Source organism: Nocardia sp. NPDC055053, assembly GCF_053608285.1.
Window position 1 is genome coordinate 39907 of record NZ_JBSGVD010000005.1, and the last position, 21532, is coordinate 61438.

At 66.3% G+C, this 21532-nt stretch carries 20 protein-coding genes and 1 pseudogene; 11 read left to right on the forward strand and 10 right to left on the reverse strand.

Translation table 11 applies throughout. The features are described from left to right. Positions 1 to 432 precede the first annotated feature (432 nt). Positions 433 to 2616, forward strand: a complete 2184-nt coding sequence (locus ACWF82_RS06770) for a serine/threonine-protein kinase (protein WP_452498712.1) — start codon at positions 433 to 435, stop codon at positions 2614 to 2616. 274 nt (positions 2617 to 2890) lie between these two features. Here the strand turns inward: ACWF82_RS06770 and ACWF82_RS06775 are convergent, their stop codons facing one another. From ACWF82_RS06775 to ACWF82_RS06785, 3 genes are all read right to left on the reverse strand, one after another. Next, positions 2891 to 4003: a BTAD domain-containing putative transcriptional regulator gene (locus tag ACWF82_RS06775; protein WP_452499157.1), complete on the reverse strand. Its 1113-nt coding sequence runs from the start codon at positions 4001 to 4003 to the stop codon at positions 2891 to 2893. A 151-nt stretch (positions 4004 to 4154) separates the two neighbouring features. Continuing rightward, positions 4155 to 4700: an RDD family protein gene (locus ACWF82_RS06780; RefSeq protein ID WP_452498714.1), complete on the reverse strand. Its 546-nt coding sequence runs from the start codon at positions 4698 to 4700 to the stop codon at positions 4155 to 4157. A gap of 154 nt (positions 4701 to 4854) precedes the next feature. Beyond that, positions 4855 to 5610, reverse strand: coding sequence for a hypothetical protein (locus ACWF82_RS06785; protein ID WP_452498716.1), 756 nt, complete (start codon positions 5608 to 5610; stop codon positions 4855 to 4857). A 908-nt stretch (positions 5611 to 6518) separates the two neighbouring features. Between ACWF82_RS06785 and ACWF82_RS06790 the strand changes: the two genes are divergently transcribed. From ACWF82_RS06790 to ACWF82_RS06800, 3 genes are all read left to right on the forward strand, one after another. Next, positions 6519 to 7301 (forward strand): hypothetical protein, encoded by a 783-nt coding sequence (locus tag ACWF82_RS06790; RefSeq protein ID WP_452498717.1) that lies wholly within the window; start codon positions 6519 to 6521, stop codon positions 7299 to 7301. Positions 7302 to 7744: 443 nt separating this feature from the next. After that, entirely contained in the window at positions 7745 to 8197 is a 453-nt protein-coding gene (locus tag ACWF82_RS06795; RefSeq protein WP_452498719.1) for a flavodoxin domain-containing protein, read from the forward strand. Positions 8198 to 8277: 80 nt separating this feature from the next. Next, positions 8278 to 8706 carry a nitroreductase/quinone reductase family protein gene (locus ACWF82_RS06800; protein ID WP_452498721.1) on the forward strand — a complete coding sequence of 143 codons (429 nt, stop codon included), beginning with the start codon at positions 8278 to 8280 and terminating at the stop codon, positions 8704 to 8706. A 66-nt stretch (positions 8707 to 8772) separates the two neighbouring features. On the opposite strand, the gene ACWF82_RS06805 is transcribed toward ACWF82_RS06800, so the two are convergent. Continuing rightward, positions 8773 to 9270, reverse strand: coding sequence for a MarR family winged helix-turn-helix transcriptional regulator (locus ACWF82_RS06805; RefSeq protein WP_452498723.1), 498 nt, complete (start codon positions 9268 to 9270; stop codon positions 8773 to 8775). Positions 9271 to 9605: 335 nt separating this feature from the next. Continuing rightward, the gene (locus tag ACWF82_RS06810; protein WP_379036053.1) at positions 9606 to 9932 is read right to left on the reverse strand and encodes a hypothetical protein; all 327 of its coding nucleotides are present in this window, start codon (positions 9930 to 9932) and stop codon (positions 9606 to 9608) included. Positions 9933 to 9945: 13 nt separating this feature from the next. Between ACWF82_RS06810 and ACWF82_RS06815 the strand changes: the two genes are divergently transcribed. Then, positions 9946 to 10257, forward strand: a complete 312-nt coding sequence (locus ACWF82_RS06815; RefSeq protein WP_452498725.1) for a hypothetical protein — start codon at positions 9946 to 9948, stop codon at positions 10255 to 10257. Positions 10258 to 10424: 167 nt separating this feature from the next. On the opposite strand, the pseudogene ACWF82_RS06820 reads toward ACWF82_RS06815, so the two are convergent. The 3 genes and pseudogenes from ACWF82_RS06820 to ACWF82_RS06830 form a co-directional block, all read right to left on the reverse strand. Continuing rightward, a pseudogene (locus ACWF82_RS06820) lies at positions 10425 to 10673 on the reverse strand (FCD domain-containing protein); the annotation flags it as partial. 12 nt (positions 10674 to 10685) lie between these two features. After that, a complete protein-coding gene (locus ACWF82_RS06825) occupies positions 10686 to 10910 on the reverse strand; it encodes a hypothetical protein (RefSeq protein ID WP_452498726.1) in 225 nt (74 codons plus the stop codon). Positions 10911 to 11010: 100 nt separating this feature from the next. Continuing rightward, positions 11011 to 11658, reverse strand: coding sequence for a TetR/AcrR family transcriptional regulator (locus ACWF82_RS06830; RefSeq protein WP_452498728.1), 648 nt, complete (start codon positions 11656 to 11658; stop codon positions 11011 to 11013). A gap of 153 nt (positions 11659 to 11811) precedes the next feature. On the opposite strand from ACWF82_RS06830, the gene ACWF82_RS06835 reads away from it, so the two are divergent. The 5 genes from ACWF82_RS06835 to ACWF82_RS06855 all read left to right on the forward strand — a co-directional run bounded on the left by ACWF82_RS06835 (position 11812) and on the right by ACWF82_RS06855 (position 15994). Continuing rightward, entirely contained in the window at positions 11812 to 13032 is a 1221-nt protein-coding gene (locus ACWF82_RS06835) for an acetyl-CoA C-acetyltransferase (protein ID WP_452498730.1), read from the forward strand. Further along, entirely contained in the window at positions 13029 to 13784 is a 756-nt protein-coding gene (locus tag ACWF82_RS06840) for an SDR family oxidoreductase (protein WP_452498731.1), read from the forward strand. Before ACWF82_RS06835 ends, ACWF82_RS06840 begins: the two co-directional genes overlap by 4 nt. Before the next feature lie 148 nt (positions 13785 to 13932). Next, positions 13933 to 14688, forward strand: coding sequence for an SDR family oxidoreductase (locus ACWF82_RS06845; protein WP_452498733.1), 756 nt, complete (start codon positions 13933 to 13935; stop codon positions 14686 to 14688). Beyond that, positions 14685 to 15137, forward strand: a complete 453-nt coding sequence (locus ACWF82_RS06850) for a MaoC family dehydratase (protein WP_452498735.1) — start codon at positions 14685 to 14687, stop codon at positions 15135 to 15137. The genes ACWF82_RS06845 and ACWF82_RS06850 overlap by 4 nt, the downstream gene beginning before the upstream one ends. Before the next feature lie 515 nt (positions 15138 to 15652). Then, positions 15653 to 15994 carry an LGFP repeat-containing protein gene (locus ACWF82_RS06855; RefSeq protein WP_452498737.1) on the forward strand — a complete coding sequence of 114 codons (342 nt, stop codon included), beginning with the start codon at positions 15653 to 15655 and terminating at the stop codon, positions 15992 to 15994. Positions 15995 to 16075: 81 nt separating this feature from the next. Here ACWF82_RS06855 and ACWF82_RS06860 read toward each other — a convergent pair whose 3' ends face one another. Next, positions 16076 to 18442: an ATP-binding protein gene (locus tag ACWF82_RS06860; protein ID WP_452498739.1), complete on the reverse strand. Its 2367-nt coding sequence runs from the start codon at positions 18440 to 18442 to the stop codon at positions 16076 to 16078. Positions 18443 to 18675: 233 nt separating this feature from the next. On the opposite strand from ACWF82_RS06860, the gene ACWF82_RS06865 reads away from it, so the two are divergent. Then, on the forward strand, positions 18676 to 19704 hold the full coding sequence (locus ACWF82_RS06865) for a TauD/TfdA family dioxygenase (RefSeq protein ID WP_452498740.1): 1029 nt from the start codon (positions 18676 to 18678) through the stop codon (positions 19702 to 19704). Positions 19705 to 19715: 11 nt separating this feature from the next. Here ACWF82_RS06865 and ACWF82_RS06870 read toward each other — a convergent pair whose 3' ends face one another. Next, a complete protein-coding gene (locus ACWF82_RS06870; protein WP_452498742.1) occupies positions 19716 to 21482 on the reverse strand; it encodes a tetratricopeptide repeat protein in 1767 nt (588 codons plus the stop codon). Between the last annotated feature and the right edge of the window lie 50 nt (positions 21483 to 21532).

The window sequence follows — 21532 nt, forward strand, 5'->3', positions numbered from 1 at the left end:
CGCGACTGTCGATCGAGGGAATCGCGCGTGCGACCCGTCCGGCGCCAGGCCGGGTGGCCGTCAGGTGCGCGGGCTGGAGCGTCCATGGGTTGCCGGCACCGGCAGATCGAGTCGCTGGATCCGCGCGTAGAGCGGGTCATCTGCGGCAGCCTCGATGAGCCGCTGGTGTGGTCGGTCGAGGAATCGGCGTCAACCCCGGTCCCGTCAGCACGTGCCTCGGCCAGGTTGAGATCCGATCTCGTCGTCAGCAAGGCAGGTTGGTGACCACAACACCTCGATTGGATCAAACATGCTCACGTCCGTCGGTCGGCGTCACGCGCAGAACCTGCTCCACGCCCAGCACATCGGAGGACGCGTACTGGGGTGGGGTTTCGCCACGCCGCACCGGGAGCCTTGGGCGACGTCGGGGAGATCGAGGGCGAGAATGGGTGTATGCGGGAATTGACCCCGGGCCAGGTGTTCGCGGGTTACGTGATCCAACGCCGACTTGGCGCCGGCGGCATGGGCGCGGTGTATTTGGCGCGCGACTTAAGCTTGCCAAGATTCGTCGCGCTCAAGCTGCTGGACAGTGCCGACGATGAATCGCGTAACCGGTTCCTGAGCGAGGCCGAGCACATCGCCCAGCTCGAACACCCCAACATCATCGCCGTCTACGGCCGTGGCAGCGAAGATGACCAGCTATGGATCTCGATGCAATACATCGACGGCGGCGACGCAGCCACAGCAGTGCGGACATGCGGCGCACTGTCGGCCGGTCGGGCGGTGTGGATCATCTCCGAGGCCGCCAAGGGGCTCGATTTCGCACACGCGCACGGTGTGCTGCACCGTGACGTCAAACCTGCCAACATCCTGCTCGGTCGGCCGACTGGTGGCCAGGACGAACGGGTGGTCCTCGCCGATTTCGGCATCGCGAAGGCACTCGAGGTCACCCAGGGGCTGACCGGTACAGGGATACGGGCCACGCTCGGCTACACCGCACCGGAACGGTTCAGATCATCCACCGCAGTCGATGCTCGCGCGGACGTGTACTCCCTCGGCTGCACGTTGTATCACCTGATCACCGGATCCCCGCCCTATTCGGGCACAGAGACGCAACTGATGTGGGCGCACTGTGAGGCGCCGATCCCACTGCCCAGCCGGGTACCCTCGGCCCGCGTCACCGGGCTGCCCAGCGACTTGGACAGCGTCATCGAAAGGGCGCTGGCGAAGGACCCCGACAATCGCCCACCCAGTTGTCGCGCCCTCGCCGAGGCCGCCCGACAAGCCCTGTACTCGGCCGATCCTGCCCGACCCACCGAACTCTCCGATAGCACCAGGCCAGGCTCGGGGCCACCTGCCACACGCCCTACACGCAACCGGCACGCTCACAGGGAGACCTTTGCACCGTCTTCACAATCGGCTGCACCACTGTCCGACACAGTGGTCAATCAACCCGTGGACCATACTTTCGCATCCACCAATCGCGCCGATGGCTTCTCGACACGTTGCCGACATGTCGTTGCAGCCGTGCGACAGGCACTGCGCTCGAGACCGGCGACGCCCTGGTGGCGGAGGCGGTCGACCGCCGCAGCGATCGCAGTCGTTCTGCTGGTCCTCGGGGCGGGCGTCACGGTGAAATTCACGATTTGGCCGCAGCCCGACAGCGGGGCTGTCGAGAAAACGCTCAAGATTGCCAAACCTGGTGACACAGACGAGTTGGCATTCGCCGGTACCAAGGGCCAGAAGGTGTTCGTCGAGGTGGCCTCGTCGACCCTGCCCGACCAATGCTTCCCCTTGTCGTTGACCGACCCGGTCGACAAGGAGATCGCGGACGGATGCATCCGCAATGGCGGCGGGGTCATCAACACCACGACCCTGCCGGCCAGCGGCGAGTATGCCGTGATGCTGAACCCGTCGAACGACGCCACCGGCGAAGCAACCGTACGCGTGATTGATGTCGTCGACCAGGACGCGGCGATCTCTCCGGACGGGACGCCGGTCACCAGCAGGATCGACACCCCCGGTGCTGCGAGCCGGTTCCGGTTCGCAGGCACCAAGGGACAGAAGGTGTTCGTCGAGGTGGACTCGACGGACCTGCCCGACCAATGCTTCCCGTTGTCGTTGACCGACCCGGTCGGCAAGGAGATCGCGGATGGATGCATCCGCGATGGCGGCGGTTTCATCGACACCACGGTTCTGCCGGTCGACGGTGAGTACACCCTCGTCCTCGACCCGGAGTACACCGACCGGACAACCAACGGGACCGGCGAGTCGCAGGTGCGGCCGTTCACCGTCGTCGACCAGGATGCGACGATCTCTCCGGACGGGACGCCGGTCACCAGCAGGATCGACACCCCCGGTGCTGCGAGCCGGTTCCGGTTCGCAGGCACCAAGGGACAGAAGGTGTCCGTCGAGGTGGCCTTGTCGACCCTCATGCCGTCCGGCTGCTTCTTGTCGCTGCGCGACCCGGGCGGCAAGGAGATCGCTACAGGATGCATCAGCACTGACGGCAGCGGCTCCATCGACACCACAGACCTGCCGGTCGACGGCGAGTACACCCTCGTGGTCGCTCCGGAGTACACCGACCCGATCAGGAACGGGACCGGAGAGTCGCAGGTGCGGCTCTATTCCCGGTAGAATCCTCGCGTTTCCGGTTCCTGTCGGGGCTGTCGAACCGTTGCGCAAGGGATGCCTATATGGGGCCCAGTGCTCGGGCACGAAATCCAGACCCAGTGCAGACACGGCAGTACCTGTGTCAGATCGGGTTCAGCGGTCTCGTTTCACCGAACTCGCTGGTTCGGACCGATGATCGGTGGCGTTGTCGAGTCGCTGTTGCTGCCGCACGGAGTTTGGCATGGCCGTCGCCGTCATCGTTCTATGGTGTGTGCACTGCACTGCACTGCACGGCAGGTCATGTTTCTTCGAAAGTCATTGTTGTCGAACCGATCCGGATCACGGTTCCGGTCGACAGCAAGGTGGTGAGCTCGATGTGTGCGCCCTCGACATAGACACCGTTGCACGAGTTCACGTCCTCGATCGCCAGGCCTTCCCGTTTGGGGACGATCTGCGCGTGGAGGCGGCTGACCTTCGGGTCGTCCAACTCCAGATCGTTGCCGGGATCGCGCCCGATGCTCAATCCTTTCGGGGGGACCGCGACGATACGGCCGTCGTCGAATATCAGCCGCCCACTGCGGTGGGTCCTCGGGATCTCGGCCACGGTGGTGAGCATCGTCTTGGCCTGCATCGTGTCGGCTGGGCCCGATCCGAGTATCGGTTCCCGCCGTAGCAGCTGCTGCTCCAGCTGGACGAGTTGCGCGCACGGGTCGATTCCCAATTCGTCGGCCAGGATCGCCTTGACTTTGCGACACGCCTCCAACGCATCGCCCTGTCGGCCCGATAGAGATAGCGCGGTGATCAACTGTCCCCACAGCGGTTCCCGAAATGGGTGTTCGCCGGTTAACGTCTGCAGTTCGCCGACGACGTCGGAGGCCTTGCCGCAATGCAGATCCGCACTGATCCGTTCCGACGTCGTGGTGAGGTGTTCCTCCTTCATCGCGGTCGAGAAGTCGTCGGCGTATCGGATGCTGCGTAGATCGGCCAACGGGGTGCCGCTCCACTGGTCGAGCGCGCGCCGGAAGTGCGCGGCCGCGGCGGCGGGATCGCCTGATTTGTTGGCCGTTTGGCCGGCCTGACGGGCCGATGCGTATCGTCCGACGTCGCATTCGGCATCGGTGATGTCGAGGCGGTAGCCGGGGGCGATGGTGCACAGGGTTGTGGGGGCGACCCCCACCGACTTCAAGCTTTCGCGCACTCTGTGAACGAGCACTTGCAAACTATTGGTGTAGGCATTGGGCGGGTTTCCGTCCCACACTGCTTCCGCCAGGGCCTCTGTCGACACGGCCTTCCCACGATTGATGGCCAGCATCGCGAGCATGGTCCGCGGTCTGGGACCGCCGACCGGCAACTCTTGTGCATCGACGAGCAAGCGCACGGGCCCGAGGACACGGACGTCTATCTCCGGCATGGTCACCTTCACCTCCAACCGTTGTCGGTGCCCCGGGCACCACACTGGTGGCCGGGGCCGGTGGTTGATGCTGCAGGCAGCGTCAACTGAATGTATCCAGGTACTGCCAGGTCAGCCATTGTTGTGACCGAAACGAGCAGGTCACATCTGCTCAAGGGTGGATTCTGACCACGACTGATTGAACGGCCTTGTCGTGCCAGGTTTGATTATTGGAGTCCCAGAGAGGCCACAGGCTGTTCAGCAGACCTGGGATGCCTAACAGAAGGTGATTTCCGACAACGTGGATCGTCAGCTGTGTACCCCAGCGGACCAGCGCCGAAGATACCCCCAAGGGCCATCCGGTCGCTTCCGCGAGCACCGCGATGCCGACGCACTTCTTCCCGAGGGACTGACCGGTCCTGCCCTGCAGAACCACCTGGTTCGATACGGCGACGGCCAGGTAGACGAAGAACCCGAACACCGCGATCACCAGCCCCAGCACATTGGGTGCGGCCTCCGCGGACGAACCGAACTGTTGCCGTGCGGACCTCGTCGGCTCGGTGGCAATGACGAGCCCGACACAGACGGCGATCACCGTGGGCACCACCGCCAACAAATAGTCGATCAGATAAGCGCCGACCCGGGACCACCACGATGCATACGGGTACCTGCGGCGCGGCGGGTACTGTGGCGAAGCTGGATGGGACTGCGACAACATGGTTGTGCTCCTCAAAAGTAGGTTCTATCGGGATCGGGACCCGCCGCACCCTGCGAGTGATGGTCACCGCGGGTGCGACGGGCTGAGCCCAGGAGTGCGTTGGTACCCCTGCCGCCCGGACCGCCGGGCGGCAGGGACACCGTCGCCATTCAGATCAGGTCACCTTGAATGTGGCCCTGTAACGACCGCTCTGGCCTCGGAATTCGAGGACCGCGGTCGACTGTCGGGTGGGCAGGGACAAGCGCTGTGGCGCTCCGATCTCGTCGTCGTTGCCCTTCCCGAACTCCATATAGATGGAGTTCAGGCCCCGGAGTCCCTCCGTGATAGTTGTGGCGAGCGTCCTGGCCCGAGGGGCAGCCAACTGGCCGACCGTGCGCGCCAGCGCCGCGGTCCATGCCAGATTCAGGGTGCTCCGATAAGCGTCGATCACATTGCCGTCGACATCGCGGCCATTGTCTTTCTCGATCAACTGAACGACATACACCGAGGTGGGGTCATAAGCGGCGACCGTGACGTCGCGGCTACGACGGTCTCCGTCGTCCATCACGTCCCAGAAACCACCAGGCCCGGTCACCGTGAACTCCGTCCGCGACGCCAGGTTGACACCGGTCGGAACGCTGCCCCGGAACAGCAGCAGATAGACATCGTCTGATGTCCATTCATCGGCACCGTTCCCAGTCTCGTCCACGCACTTCATGGTGTCGACAATTACGTTCGCCATGACTTCTCCTTTGGATTTGGTGAAATCGGGGGTCCGTTCCACCGGCTTGAACTTTCTGGAACCAATAAGACACTCGATCACTGATAATCGGCTGGCAAAATTCTGGCAACTCATATCAACGGACTCGATCGTCGCCTTGTCAATGCTGAAATGCATTGATTCCCAATAGGTGTGAGCAACAGGATCCATGGCCGCCACGCTTGACGAGCCGCGCGCTTCGCGTACAAAGACCTGCGGTCCACCACAGTCAATTCCCGCACGTCACCACTCGCGCACCCTCCGGGGATCACATGCGGCGCATCTTCCGGGGTCCATTGGTGGCAAACCTACGCTACATCAACTTTTGATTTGCGCATCGATTCTTCTGGATTGCAAGGATTTAGTCAGTCGACCGTAAGGGCAACGGCCTAATTATTGGTGTCAGTCCGAGCAATCGGATCGAACGAAGAGACGATCATGGCAAATGTGATTTTCGATGAAATGCGGTGCCTATTCGACAGCGACGAGATCGGATCGGACGACAACTATCTGATGACGTTACGCCAGAGATCAGCTGCCGCCCCTCGACATTCTGCAATTTACTGGAGATCGTGGCCGGTACCAGACCGTCATCAAGGCAGCCTGACCCGCCGTGAGTCGGCGCCGTCATGTTTCCGCTATGGCGCCGACCACACGCCGCGGAATCAAAACCGGTCGCCCACGAACGTTGCCGACCAAGGGCAGAGGCGCCGACGCACCTACACATCCACTCGAATGCAACTTCCGGAGGCCGATCAATGTTGACCGAATGGGAAGATCAATGGTGGCTGAGTGACGAGGAACGACGCGCGGCGGTGATGGCATTGCCTACGCTGGAGTTCCGCCATCACGCGGTGATCGCTCCCGCCGCACCCGGCGATGTGCGAACGGCCGTCTCGGTCGGACCTGCGGGTGAGGTCATCGCGTTGTGGTGTTCGGCTGCGGAGTGGCGTGCGCTCATTCCGACGCCGATGGAGTGTCGGAAGCCAACTGCCCGACTCGCATACAGGGCGACTCGGCCGCTCACCGTCCGAGTCGCCGTGTATACGCCGCAACCGACCGTCACTCGTATCGCGGGTATGCATCTGGCTCCCCACGACGTGCAGAGGCTGCCCCAGGGCAGGACTCTCGTGGTTGGTACCGAATTGGCCTCGTTTTCACAGGAGGACTACTTTCCCCTCACCGCCGCCGCTGTCTACGACAACGCTGGATCGGTGGTGGCCGAAGGAGTGCTCGGCTGCAACATCGCGCATATCTACACGAGTACTGAGGGCCATACCTGGGTGGGTTACAGCGACGGAGGAATCTTCTTCGACTGTCTCCCCGATGGTTCACCCAACCCTGGTGCAGGCGGACTGGCTCGGTTCACTCCAGACCTACAGCTCGACTGGCGATTCGGGGACACAACGTCGCTCTCGACGAACGCGCCGCGGATCTACGACTGCTACGCGCTGAACATCGACGGCAACACCACCTGGACGTGCTACTACGACGATTTTTCCATCATCCGCATCGAGAACGGAATACTCACCCGTTGGCGCAACGACGTCTTCGGGGCCAAAGCCCTCGCCGTCGACGGTGACCGCATCGCCCTATATGACGGATGGGGTCCCGTCGATGGGCGGCTGGTGGTAGGCATCCTCAGCGGCGGGCGGATGCACGTCACCGGCGAATACCGGCTGACGCTACCGACCGGGCAGCCGTTGGCCGCCCATACACGTCTCATCGGTCGAGGTCCCGACCTGCACCTCATCACCGACACCGACTGGTATCGCCTCAGCCTCGACGACATCGCCACCGGATGGCCATCGGCGAGACTGCACCGATCTCACCCGCTCTCGAGACGAAGAACCGCAGCCTAGCTGGCAGTGGCCGCAACGATGTCAGTCCACGATGCAAGGGATGGCCGCGGCGCGAGACTGCACATCATTGCGCTCACCGTCGATCCCGAGCCCCGGCGAATCGCCTCACCCCGAACCCCGACCGCCGGAATACCGCCGGCGTCGTCGAGGTTGGCCACTGCGAACCGCAAACGCCGTCGATCAGGCCGACGGTCACTCCGGCACCCTTGTTGTCGGGTAGCCATAACGCCAGCGATTCGGTGACCGCGAGTCCCGCATACGATCCTGGCTCTCGCGGGTACCCCATCGCGCATCGAATGCCGGGTCCGCCGAAACGCGCTGCGGTGGCCGGATCCTGTCGGCGGGCTGTGCGACAGCGGTGTTCCGGATGTCGGCGATAGCCATCGACCAGAAGGGATGTTAGGTTAGGCATAGGTAACCTGATTGGAGAGTGAGGTCTCTTGGTGCGCGTGGTCATCCTCTTCGGATCGGAGCTGGGCACGTCCGAATCGGTGGCGGACTGCCTGGCCGGCGAGCTGTCGAGCCACGAGGTCTCGGTCTACGACATGGTCGATTTCGACCCCGGCGATCTGGACGCGGCGGACTTCCACATCGTCGTCTGCTCGACCTATGGCGACGGCGATCTGCCCACAGGCGCCGAACCGTTCTTCGACACTCTCGACGCCACCCGCCCCGATCTGACCGGTCTGCGCTTCGCGGTCTTCGGCCTCGGTGACAGTGTTTACGGTGACACCTTCAACCGGGGTGGGGAGATCGCCGCGGAAAAGCTGACCGAGTGCGGCGCCGTGCAGGTCGGCGAACACGCCCGTCACGATGCCTCGACCGAGATCAAGCCCAAGGACATGGCCAGGCAATGGGCGTCGACCCTCCCGCTGCACAGCCACGCCGCCGTGTGATCCCCGGCTGCCCAGCACGTTCGTCGACGCGCCGCAGTGGTTCCAAGATCATCGAGGTACCCGGCGGGAGAATCCGAGCCATGAGCACACCCGAGGACTGGAACACCAAGATCATTGCCGAGTTCCGTGCCAACCAGGGCCGCGTCGGCGGCAACTTCGAAGGTGCCCCGATGGTGCTGCTCCACCACCGCGGCCGCAAAACCGGCCGCGAACTCATCACCCCGACGATGTATCTGCCGGACGAACACGACCCCGACACCATCTATGTCTTCGCCAGCAAAGCCGGCGCGCCCACCAACCCCGCCTGGTATTACAACCTCACCACGGCGGGCGCCGCCGACATCGAGATCGGCACCGACACCTACCCGGTCACTGTCGCCGAGATCACCGGCGCCGGCCGTGACCGTATCTACGCGGAACAAGCCCGTCGCTATCCAGGATTTGCCGGCTACGCGGAGAAGACCGCCGGGATCCGCACCATCCCCGTCCTCGCCCTACACCGAGCCTGACCTTCTGGAACTGCGCCGACCGTGATTATCGATTACGGCACATATCGCGGTCGGCGTGGGTATGTGTCAGGGATTCGAGTAGGGATCGACCTCACGCAGCCGTTGCCGGTGTATTCGCTGTAATTCGCCGGCGCGGGTGAGAAAGTCGGCGATTGTTTCGAGTTCGGCGGTGTCGTAATAGCTCAGCAACATCTTGTAGCTCTCGACGATCATCGGTACGACGAGTTCCTGCACGCGATGGGCCGCGAGTTCGGTGGCCATCACGATCACGCGACGACGATCGGTCGGGTGCAGCGAGCGGGCGATGTAGCCTTGCTTCTCCAGCCGGTTGAGCATGATCGTGACACCGGCGGAGGTGAGTCCGAGCCGTTCGGCAAGCATTCCGGGCGTCGTGGACTTCTCGTCTTCCAGCAGGACGATCTCCAGTGCGCGTCGATCGGTCTCGTTCACGCCGAGCACTCTGATCACCTCGCGGATCAGATCCTCGACGGATCCGTGGTAGAAATCCAGCGCCCTTTTCAGCTCGACCGGGATCCTGGCGGGTTCGCTTGTTGTCGGGCACACAGGCTTTCCCATCGATCACTCGAGACATACAACCGCTCACCAGAACTCACCGATCAGGGCGTGCTCGATCGCCGGGCGTCCGATTCCGGCCGTCGGAGCGTTCGTGGCGGTGTCGGACATGCACTGTACGACATGGCCAGGGATGCGACACCGCGCATCGAAATATTCGGTCGAAGTGGCCGCTGTGCACCAAACATCAAGTGGGGCAAGCACTATCGGGAAACGATAGTCGCCAGGTGCGGGTCGGGTGAGGTCGGACCGGGTTGCTCGGGCAACCCGGTCCGGAGGTGTTCGCCGCAGGCTGGACGTGTGCGCGCCGGCGCTCGTGCGCGGGCTCAGGTCACATTGGTGGTGGTGAGGGTCGGGGACGGGTTCGGGTAACACGAGGTCGCGACATTGCCGACGAAAGAGACGTTGGTCGTCATCGTCATGCCGGGACTGGCGTAGCTGGTCCCCGCGTACTTACTGGTGATCGGCGTTCCGGCGACACCGGCGGTGACGTTGATGGTCACCGCGGGGGGAGTGAAGCTGGTGCCGCCCGCGATCGGACCCGGCACGGTCAGGACGACATTCCCACCCGACGTCGCTACCGAGCCGGCCACGGTACCCCCGGAGGCGGTCGCCGAGACCAAGGTCGAATTCGCGGGGGTCGGAATGGTCATCTTCAGGTTGCTGATGTTGTTCACGGTGAATCCGGACGCCGAACTGGGAACCGACGAGGCGCCCGGCGTGATCGTGATGGCCACCGCGGAACCCGACGCCGCCGAGCTCGGCGCGGTGCCGGTGACCGATGTGTTCATGCTCGAGGTTTGGCCGATACCGAAGATGGTGCCCCGGCAGCTCCAATTCACGCTGACGGGGGCGGCATTTACCGGTGCGGCCAAGCAGAATACGGTTGCGACGGCCACCGGAGCGAGAAATCCGGCGCGAAAGAGGGAAGAGGTCGATCTCATGGCGATCTCCAGAAAATATCGAGCAGCGGTGTGACGGGATGTCGAGCCGCAAATGGGTGTTCAAAAAATATAACCCGCCCTGCTCTTTCTGTGGCCGAAATCGTGAATACGAACATGTCGGAATTATCATTATTCGCGATTAGATATCTACTCTGAATAGTTAATTCCGGAAAGCGAATTGGTGGAGATCGGGCGCTGGGGTCAGCTTTCGTGCTCTGCCAGTGCGGCTGTCGTCAGGGTGAGGTGTCGAGTCAGGATGTCGACAGCGGCGTCGGAGTCACGGGCGAGCGTCGCCTCCTCCAATCGGCGATGCTCGTCGACGCCGTCTCGCGCCGGGTTGCGGTGTGTCGACCAGCGGCGGGCGAGCTCGCTCGCGACCCACATCCGGTCGAAAGTTGCCAGCAGCATCGGGTTTTCACACCCTTCCACGAGTGCGCGATGAAATACCCGATGAGCCTCGGCCTATGCCTCGCTGTAGTACTCGCCGTCCTCCGGAGTGAATGCCGGCGTGCGTGCCAACCGGTGGTAGGCAGCTCGGACATCGCCCTCCCAGTTGAGGTCACCCCGTTCGATCGACATCCGTAGCAAGACCGGCTCGATGGCCCGGCGGGCCTCGCCGATCTGCTGCCAGCGGTGATCGGAAAAGGCTGGGACCGCGAAGCCGCGATTGGTCAGACGTTCGGCCAAGCCCTGTGCTATTCGTCTACCGGCTCGGCATGCGCGGTAGCGGATTACCTCAGGCGGGACACCGGGAGTGACCAGGGCATCGTGCGCCGGTACCAGGGGGTCAGCTCGTCTGCTGGACTGTGGTGTGTTCGCCGGTGTGATGATCGGAAGATTGGCTTGCTGCGCCAACTATGCGTAGTGCCATGTCGGCGTAGGCGTCGCCGATGTCCTCGGGGCTCCAATCGCCGTGTTCGCGGTACCACCGAGCGATGTCGATGCCCAGCGACAGCAGCGCGACGCTGGTTATGCGGGGATCGGGAACGTCGAAGACTCCCGCGGCGACGCCGCGCTCGACGAGGCCCCGGATCTCCTGATCGATCTGCTGGCGAATGCTGCGGATCTCGGCGTGGTGCTCGGGGGTGAGCGCGGCCAGTTCGTAGTTGACGATCCGGGCGCTGGTATGGCCGCGCGCGTGGTGGGCGGCGAAGTCGTGGATGACGGCACGGAGCGCGGCCGCAGGCTCGCCGGACGACCCGACCGCCGCGCGGACGAGGTTCAGCACCTCCTCGTGCCCGGATCGTGAGATCAGGTAGAGGAGTTCTTCTTTCGACCTGTGGTGCACGTATACCGCGGCCGGGCTCATGCCCGCGGCGGACGCGATGTCGCGGGTCGTCGTGCCGTTGAAGCCCTTGTCGGCGAACGCGGCGATGGCCGCGTCCAGGAGGCGTGCGCGGGTGGCGTCGCCGCGAGGTTCGGTTGAGTCGGTCATGGCGGGGTCATTATCTCGCGACGTCGCCACGCCCTCCGGGACGGGTGGTGTGGTGTGGCTAACACGAACCGGGGGAAGTGGCCTATTGACGATCGTTTGTGCGCTCCTGCACTCTAGCACCTAAGCAAGCGCTTACTTAGAAGAGGAGTTCCGATGCCGGAAGCCGTGATTGTCGCCGCAGCCCGTTCACCCATCGGCCGCGCGGGCAAGGGCTCGCTCAAGGACATGCGTCCTGACGACCTGACCGTCCAGATGGTGCGTGCGGCACTGGCTCAGGTGCCGAGCCTGGATCCCGCCGAGGTCGAGGATCTTGTGCTCGGTTGTGGACAGCCGGCGGGGGAGTCGGGCTTCAATATCGCTCGGGTGGTCGCGGTGCTGGCCGGGCTCGACGCGGTCCCCGGTACTACCGTGAACCGCTATTGTTCGTCGAGTTTGCAGAGCACGCGGATGGCGTTGCACGCCATCAAGGCCGGTGAGGGTGATGTGTTCATCTCGGCGGGCGTGGAGACCGTCAGCCGGTTCGTCAAGGGCAATGCCGATGGTCTGCCCGACACCGAGAACCCGATCTTCGCCGACGCGATCGCCCGTACAGCCGAGCGCGCCGCCGGTGGCGCCGCGGCCTGGGCTGACCCGCGGCGTAACGGCGGACTGCCCGATGTCTACATCGCCATGGGCCAGACCGCGGAGAACGTCGCCCAGTTCACCGGGATCACCCGCGCGGAGCAGGACGTGTTCGGTGTCCGTTCGCAGAACCTGGCCGAGAAGGCGATCGTCAACGGCTTCTGGGCCACCGACATCACCCCCGTGACGCTGCCCGACGGTTCGGTGGTCAGCGCCGATGACGGTCCGCGCGCCGGTGTCACCCTCGAGGCGGTCTCCGCGCTGAAGCCGGTGTTCCGCCCCGACGGCACCATCACCGCGGGTAACTGCTGCGCGCTCAACGACGGCGCCGCCGCGCTGGTGATCATGTCCGACACCAAGGCCAAGGCGCTGGGTCTGACCCCGCTGGCGCGGATCGTCTCCACCGGTGTGTCCGGTCTGTCGCCGGAGATCATGGGCCTGGGCCCGGTCGAGGCGTCGAAGCAGGCCCTGCGCCGCGCCGGGCTCGGCATCGATGACATCGATCTCGTGGAGATCAACGAGGCCTTCGCTGTGCAGGTGATCGGTTCCGCCCGTGAGCTCGGGATCCCCGAGGACAAGTTGAATGTCAACGGTGGCGCGATCGCGGTGGGTCATCCGTTCGGTATGACCGGTGCCCGGATCACCAGCACGCTGATCAACTCGTTGCGCTTCCACGACAAGCAGTTCGGGCTGGAAACCATGTGCGTCGGTGGCGGTCAGGGTATGGCCATGGTGCTGGAGCGGCTGTCGTGACCGGGCGATTCGCGGGAAAGACCGCCATCGTCACCGGTGCCAGCCGCGGGATCGGGCTCGGCATCGCGCAGCGGCTGGTGGCCGACGGCGCGAAGGTCGTCATCACCGCGCGCAAGAAGGACGCCCTCGACGCGGCGGTCGAGCAGCTCGGTGGCGCCGAACACGCCCTGGGAGTCGCCGGACGCTCCGACGACGTCGACCACCAGATCGACACGGTCGAGCGCGCGATCGCCACCTTCGGTGGCGCCGACCTGCTGGTGAACAACACCGGTATCAACCCGGTCTACGGTCCGATGATCGAGATGGATCTCGACGCGGCCCGCAAGATCGTCGAGGTCAACTGCCTGGGAGCGCTGTCGTGGGCCCAGCAGGCGCACAAGCAGTGGATGTCCGAGCACGGCGGCGCCGTGGTCAACGTGTCCTCGGTGGCCGGGATCAAGCCTGCGCCCGGAATCGGTTTCTACGGTGCCAGCAAGGCGATGCTCACCTACATCACCCAGGAACTGGCCGTGGAACTCGGCCCCGACATCCGGGTGAACGCGGTCGCGCCCGCGGTGGTGAAGACGAAGTTCGCCACCGCGCTCTACGAAGGGCGCGAGCAGGAGGTCGCCGCCGCTTACCCCTTGAAGCGGCTCGGCATGCCCGAGGACATCGCGGGAGCGGTGACGTTCCTGCTGTCGGCGGACGCCGCGTGGATCACCGGGCAGCTGCTCGTCGTCGACGGCGGAGTGACGCTGACCGGCGGCGTGTGATGTCCAGCTGGACGGCGGTCGGTGTCGTTCTCCGCACCTCGGAGACCCGGTCGCGGCCAGCTGACCGCCCCGCACCCTCATCTGTGTCGATGCCAGTGGCATCGAATCGCCAGTTCGGCGATGCACCAAGAGAACTCAGGAGTAGCGCATGAGCACCACCAGAACCGCCATCGTCACCGGTGGAGCCAGAGGCATCGGCGCGGGCGTAGCCCGTCGACTCGCCGCCGACGGCCTGGCCGTGGCCGTCGTCGATCTCGACGAGGCCGCGTGTAAGCCGGTCGTCGCCGAGATCGAGGCCGCCGGTGGCCGGGCCGTCGCGATCGGCGCCGACGTCGCCGACGAGACCGCTGCCGAATCCGCGGTCGAGCGGGTCGTCACCGAGCTCGGCGCACCCACCGTCCTGGTCAACAACGCCGGAGTCCTGCGGGACAACCTGATCTTCCGGATGACGACCGACGACTGGGACACCGTGATGAACGTGCACCTGCGCGGCTCGTTCCTGATGACGCGCGCGGCCCAGAAACACATGACCGCAGCCGGTTTCGGCCGGATCGTCAACCTGTCGAGCACCTCGGCACTGGGCAACCGGGGCCAGGCCAACTACGCGGCCGCCAAAGCGGGCGTGCAGGGCTTCACCAAAACCTTGGCCTTCGAGCTCGGCCGGTTCGGCGTCACCGCCAACGCCATCGCGCCCGGCTTCATCGAGACCGAGATGACCGCCGCCACCGCCGCGCGCATGGGCATCTCGTTCGAGGATCTCAAAGCCGGTGCGGCCAAGGAGATCCCGGTCGCGCGCACCGGTGTGCCCGCCGACATCGCCCATGCCGTGTCGTTTTTCGTCAGCGAGGGCGCCGGTTTCGTCTCCGGTCAGGTGCTCTACGTGGCGGGAGGGCCGAAGGCATGAGGACCTTCCATGGCGTCGCCGAACTCGAAGCCGCCGTCGGTACGCACCTCGGCTATTCCGCGTGGCATCCGGTGACCCAGGAGCAGGTGAATATCTTCGCGGAGGCGACCGGTGACCACCAGTGGATCCACGTCGACGTCGAGAAGGCGGCCCAGGGACCGTTCGGCACCACGATCGCGCACGGCTATCTGACGCTGTCGCTGGTCCCGATGCTGGTCGCGGAGGTGTACCAGCTCGAAGGCGTCAAGATGGGTGTCAACTACGGCGCCAACAAGCTTCGTTTCCCGGCGCCGGTGCCGGTCGGGTCCGAGGTCAGGGCCGGGGTCGAACTGCAGTCGGTCGCGCCGGGTGCTGGCGGGTACCTCGTCACGGCCAAGGTCGTCATCGAGTGCGCCGGCGGCGACAAGCCGGTATGTGTGGTCGAGACCGTGTCGCTGGTGGTCGCGTGATGACCACCGGCACCGAACTGCCAGAGCTGCCGGCCCTTACCAGCTGACACGGTCGGCGAACTGGTCGAACTCGCACAGGCCGACGGCTGGGACGTGTGCGCTATCGCTTCGCCCGACGGTGCCCGCTTCCTCGACATCGCAGCCTTGGAAGCCTGGACAGCGGTGGCAGTCGGACACCCACTACCCCCCGGGGGGGAGTGGTGCCGCTGGCCCGCCGACCGGATTGAGGACATCTTCACATCGGCTGGATTCGCGGCGTGTCGAGGTGTGGAGTCGCGGTGGCTGGGTATTGATTTCGGCGGGGAAACGCTGGCTCGGGGACCGGTGAATCGTGAAGATGCTGGTCGGTAGCTGATAGTGCCTCGAATGTTCTCCACCGAGAGCGATCTCTCGGTGGAGAACACCGTGTGTGCGGCTGTTCTGTCGCCGTGTGAATCTCTGTACGGGTCGGTGGCTATGCGATAGCGTCGCCGCTGGCATTCGCCAGTTGGTATCTGTACGAAAGGGATTGCGGGATGGCATTCGAAGTCAAGGGCACTATCGGCGACCACTACAACGAAGCGGGTGGCGCTTCGAGCCCGCTGGGCGAACCGATCTCGGAGGAGCTGGATGCCGCGAACGGTGGCAAGTACCAGGAGTTCGCTGGTGGTGTCATCTACTTCAACCTCGCGACGGGAACCAAGACCGTCTACGGCGCGATCCGTCAGGCCTGGGAGGCCGAGGGTGGCGCGGGTGGCCGCCTGGGCTACCCGACCTCCGATGAGCAGGACATCGAGGGTGGCAAGATCAGCCACTTCGAGAACGGGTCGATCAGCTACTCGATCGCCGACGATGCGGTGACCGTCAACGCGAACTGACTCCGCATACGTCGTCACGGTGGGCACCGATCCGCGAATCGGTGCCCATTCGCGCCGGCCCGGATCGGAACAGTTCGCCGCCTACGGCGGCCCAGACGACTGAGGCGGCGCTGCCCGGTAGAGGTCGATTTTGGCATCCAGTCGTGCCCGGGCGGGATGGCGCAACAGTTCGAAGACCGCCGCCGCACCGCGCCAGTGAGCCAGCGCGGCGGCAAGGTCGCCGGCGGCGTGGTGGACGTCGCCGAGGCGGTCCATGGCGTGCGCCTCCCAGAACCGGTCGCCCAGCGCGCGGTCGATCGCCAGCGATCGGGAGATGAGGTCGATCGCGGTGTCGTGATGTCCGAGCAAGCTTTCGGCCCGGCCCAGGGTGACGAGGATGTCGGCGACGCCCTCCTCGTAGCCGAGTTGCTCGTAATGGGTCAGCGCGCGGCCACCCAACGAGATCGCGGTCCTGTGCTCGCCGAGGGCCAGGTTCAGCCGCGCGGTGGCGTCGAGGCAGTCGGCGTAGCCGAGCCTGTCCTCGCTCGGGTCCGCGCCCGCCAGGGCCGTTTCGGCGTGCTGAAGGGCGCGTGCGTGATTGCCACGGGATTCGTGGATCCGGCACAGCGACAGATGCGCGTGCCGGATACCTGCCGGTGAGCCGAGTTCCGCGCATTCGCTGAGGGATTCGGTGAGCAGTTCGACGGCGCTGTCGTGGTTGCCCAGCCGGGCGCGCGCGTCGCCCAGCAGGCGCAGCGCGTCGGCGTGTGCGAGCCGGTCGCCACAGTGCAGCGCCGCCGCGAGGCCGTGCAGGTGGACGCGCTCACGCTCGACCCGGCGACCGGTTCGGCGCAGGAACACCGTGCACATGGCCGCCAACCGCCAGACGCGCTCGGGAAAGGAGGCCGCGGCGTCCTCGATCACCCGGAGCAAGGCCGGCAGTTCGGCGGTAAACCAGCCCATTGCCTCGGCGTAGGTGGACATCGGCAGCGGCGCCGAGGAGATCTCGACCGGGGGCAGCTCGCCGACGCGGCAGGGCTGGAGCAGGCTGTTCGCCCGCGCGGCGGTGCCGAGGTAGTGGTCGAGCAGCCGTGCTGTTGCGGCGTGGTGTTCCTCCGGCGCGCTACGGGCCAGATCCGCGGCGTAGGCGCGCAAGAGGTCGTGTGCGGTGTAGCGGCCCGCGTCTTCGGTGAGCAGATTGGCCTCGACCAGCGAGCGGAGCAACGGCCGGGAATCCTCGTCGGATCCGGCCAGCGCGGCACTCGCGGCCCGGTCCCAGGTGGTGCCGGGATAGGCGGCGAGCAGCCGGAACAGCCGGGCGGCGGCTTCGGGAAGCGCCCGGACCGACCAGGAGAACACGGCGCGCAGATCGAGATCTTCCACCTCGACTCCGAGCAGATCCAGCCGAGTGTGCTCGGCGCGCAATTCCTCGACGCGGTCGGCGATCTCGGACGCGGAGGTGGTCTGCGCGGCGACGATGCTCAGCGCCAGCGGAAGGCCCGCGCACAGGTCGGCGAGGTGAACGAGGGCGTCGGTGGTTGTGGTGAGGCCGGTCGCGGTCGGCTCGAGGCCCATCCGCAGCCGCAGCAGCTCTTCGGCCGCGACCGTCCCCAACAGGTCGACGGTGATTCGCTGGGCGCCCTCGTGCAGGATCAGCCCGCCGAGCCGGTGCCTGCTGGTGACAAGGGTGACGTGGGCGCCGGTGGGGATCAGTGGTCGCGCGTGGTCGGCGGAGCGAGCGTTGTCCAGTACGACCAGCAGGCGCTTGTCGGCGAGCAGGCTGCGGTAGAGCGCGGCCTTGGCGGCGGTGTCGGAGGGGATGGTGCTCGCGGCGACGCCCAGCGACTCGAGCACCTGGTGTAGCGCGTGGCCGGCGGACAGCGGTGCGCCGGCGTCGAATCCGCGCAGGTCGATGAACAGCTGGCCGTCGGGAAAGTCGGGCGCGACGCGTGCGGCCCACGTCACGGCCAGTGTCGTCTTCCCGACGCCGGCTGTCCCGTCGATGATCATCAGGGCGGGCTCGAGCGTGCCTGCCTCGCGCACGACGGTGTCGAGCCGGCCGAATTCGGCGTCCCGGCCGACGACGCGGGGCGTCACTCGCGGAAGTTGGCGCGGCACCACCGATCCGGTGGTCGCGGTCACGTCGGCGGTGGTCGGTGGCTTGCGGTTCGATCGGCCCGTCCGGCGGGCCAGTTCGGCCGCGTCGCGCAGGGTGGCGATCCGGCCCACCTCGGCCGGATCGATCCCGAAGGCGTCGAGGAGAGCGTCCAGCGTCGTCGTCGAGGGAATGGTCGTGCCGTTGAGGTAGGCGTACAGCGTCGACTTCGCCATCGCGAGCCGACGGGCCAGCGCCTGCCGATCGTGTGAGCGACCGGCGCGGCGCTCGGAGCGCTGGATCGCGGCCTGCAGGGCGGTGACGAACTCCCGGCGCGCGGTCTCCTGGCCGGTCCGCGCGCGGTGATCGGTCACGGCCCACTCCGTGTCCGGTGTGTTCCGGCGTTTTCCGGTCGGCCGAGCCTGCGGTGGGACCGCGCGCGCAGTCTGGGTGCCGCGGCGCGGAATCGGGCCGCGAGGTCAGAGCAGGCCGGATCGGGTCCACGCGGGGTGTCTTTCGATCCGGAACTCGCGCCAACGGTGTCGGGAGTGCGCGTGCCCAGCGGCTCCCGGCCCCGCGCCGCGCTCAACACACGAGGTCGAACGACATGACATACAGCACCGACGCACGGACCTACACCACCGAGCAGCCGTCTACGGAGGACGAACAGGTTCCTCCCGTCTGCACGCTGCGGCCGCTGTCTGCGCTCGAGCAGGGAGAACTGGCTGCCCTCGGCGGGCGGATCGACCCGGACGCGCCGTTGAAGCCGAGCGAGTTCGCGCGGCACGCGCACCTCCTGTCCAGGCGGCTGCCGACGAATCTTGCGGACGCCGCCTACGAATTCGACATCGCGGGCGGTGGGCTGCTGCTCGTCTCCGGTGCGGTGGTCGGCTCGTTGCCGAACACGCCGTCCGACCCGCTGACCACCGCGACGCAGGCGACGCTGATGGCCCGTCAGTCCGCCATTCTAGCTGCGGGATTCGGCCATCTCGTGGGGTATCGCTGCGAATCGGCAGGCCTGCTGTGCCAGACGATCGTCCCGGTCCGGGCGCACTCCCATCAGCAGATGTCCACCGGTGCGGTCGATCTGGAGAGTCATACCGAGCAGTGCTTCAACCTCGTCTCGCGGCCCGACTTCGTCGTGCTGGCCTGTCTGCGCGGTGACCCGGGGGCGGCGACCTATGCCCTCTCCGCGCGCACCATCGCGCGGGAACTGCCCGCCGACACGGTGGCCGCGCTGCGCGAGGAACAGTTCTTCACCCGCATCGACGCGAGTTTTGTCGCGGGCGGGGTGCAGAATCGGGTGCGTGGCCCGCTCGCGGTGCTCGCCGGTCCCGCTGAGGATCCGATCGTGCGCTACGACGAGGACCTCATGTTCGGGCACACCCGCCGGCACACCGAGGCGCTGGCCGCGGTGCGCGCGCTGTGGTACCGGGCCAGAACCTCGGTGGTGCTGCGGCCCGGCGACATCCTCGTTCTGGACAACAGCCGGGTCGTCCACGGGCGCTCCCGATTCCACCCGCAGTACGACGGCGGTGACCGCTGGCTGGCGCGATGGCAGGTCGCGAAATCGCTCGCACACACCCGGTTCGCACGGCGCGGCCGCTCGCCGGTGATCGAGCCGCACGGCTGCTGACCCGGCCGGGGTCAGCTACTGCGCCCGATTTCGGCCGGGTCGCCGGAGAAGGCGAGTTCGTTGTCGAGACGGTGCGCCGCGCGCAGGGTCTCCCGCGCCGCGGGATGCCCTGTGTCCTCGTAGAGCTGGGCGAGCAACCGCAGCGTGGTCACCAGGAGCGTCGACGGTCCTGGCATGTGCTCGCGGCAGTAGGCGCGGATCGCTTCGAGCCTGGTCCGGGCAGAGGCGTCGTCGTCGGCTTCGCGGTCGGCGAGCGCCAGGTTCAACTCGGTGCGGGCCCAACCGTATTCGTGCCTGCTCGTCAAGCGAGAGGCTTCCCGCAACGATTCCCGGGCACGCTCGACGCGCGCGGGCCGGGCGGATTCGTCCTCGGTGCCGCCCGCGAGCACCCGCACCGCGTAGTCGTTGAGTGCTTCTACGAGCAGGCCGCGGGTCGAGGCGGCGGGGTTCGCCCCACCGAGTTCGCGCAGGATCGCGATCGCGCGTTCGTGCGCCTGCTCGGACTCGTCGCGGCGGCCGGCGAAGGCGAGCAGGCCGCCGTGCACGTTCAGGCTCTCGGCGTAGTCCTCGCTGTCGTTGCCGAGGGTCTTCTCCAGGAGTGCCAATCCCTGTTCGGATACGGTTACCGCTTCGGTCGTGCGGCCCGCGTTGCGGTGGGCCAGTGCGAGGTTGCCCAGGGCGTCGGCGTGCAGAGCCGGATCGCCGCAGCCGGACTCGGTGCTGGTTCGCACTGCCCGTTCGGCCAGTTCGGTCGCCGAGGTGACGTCTTCGAGCGCTTCCCTGGCGTGGACCGAGGCGCGGTCGAGCAGGTAGACGACGTCGCCGAGCCCGACCCGTTCGTCCAGGGCGGTGGCGCAGACCGCCAGTACGTGCGCGCGGGCCGGGTCCCACTGCGGCCAGGTCGCCGGGTCGTGGGTGGCCGGGGGAAGTGCGTGGGTCAGGAAGCGCAGGACCGCGGCTGTCCAGTGCGGGCCTTGGCGTTCGGTGACCCGCGCGGTCACCAGCGGTCGCACTGATTCCGGTACGTACACCGCGTCGTCCGCTTGGACCAGCAGGCCACGATCACGCAGTGCGCGGATCGTGGCGCGCAGGTCGGCGGGCCGGGTGCACAGGTCGCCGGCCAGCCCGGGCAGGCAGTCTCCCGCCTCGCGCAGCATCCCCAGCGGGAACGGCTGTGCGGGGGCGAGGCGGGCCAGGGCCTGCAAGAGATCGCGGGCCGCCGGTGCGCGGCCGGCGAGCCTGCGCCACTCGTAGTCGAAGGTCACCGCGTCCATCACCGTTCCGCCGGGCAGCTCGGTCGACAGCGCCGAGCGCAGTTCGGCCACGACCAGGCGCAGGCCGGCGAGGGAGTCCTTGTCGCCGCGGGCTCCACCGGCCCACATCAGGGCCTGGACTCGTTGCCGCTGGGCGGTGGTGCTGGTGGTCGGCTCCTGCACGAACAGTTCCGGATGGTCTCGGTACAGCTGGGCCGGGGTGAGTCCGTCCTCGACGTAGTGGGCCCAGCACCGGATCGCCCGGCCCGCGGCGGATTCCCGGTCGCTCACGGATTCGGCCACCAGGATGAGGCGTTGCTGGATGCGGGCCGCGATCCATCGTCCTCGGTCCGTGGGCTGGGTAGTCGGCCCGAGGCCGTGGAAGGCGGGGGCTCGAGCCACCTTCACCCAGGCCGCGCGTTCCTCCTCGGCGGTACAGCCGCGTCGTTGTTTGCGCGCCAGATCCCGCACCGGGACAAGCCCACTCGCCCAGATCCGCCACTCGGCCTCGAATTCCTCGGTCACCGCAGCGCTCCTTCCGCCGATTCATTCGATCGCCATTTTCTTCATTCTTT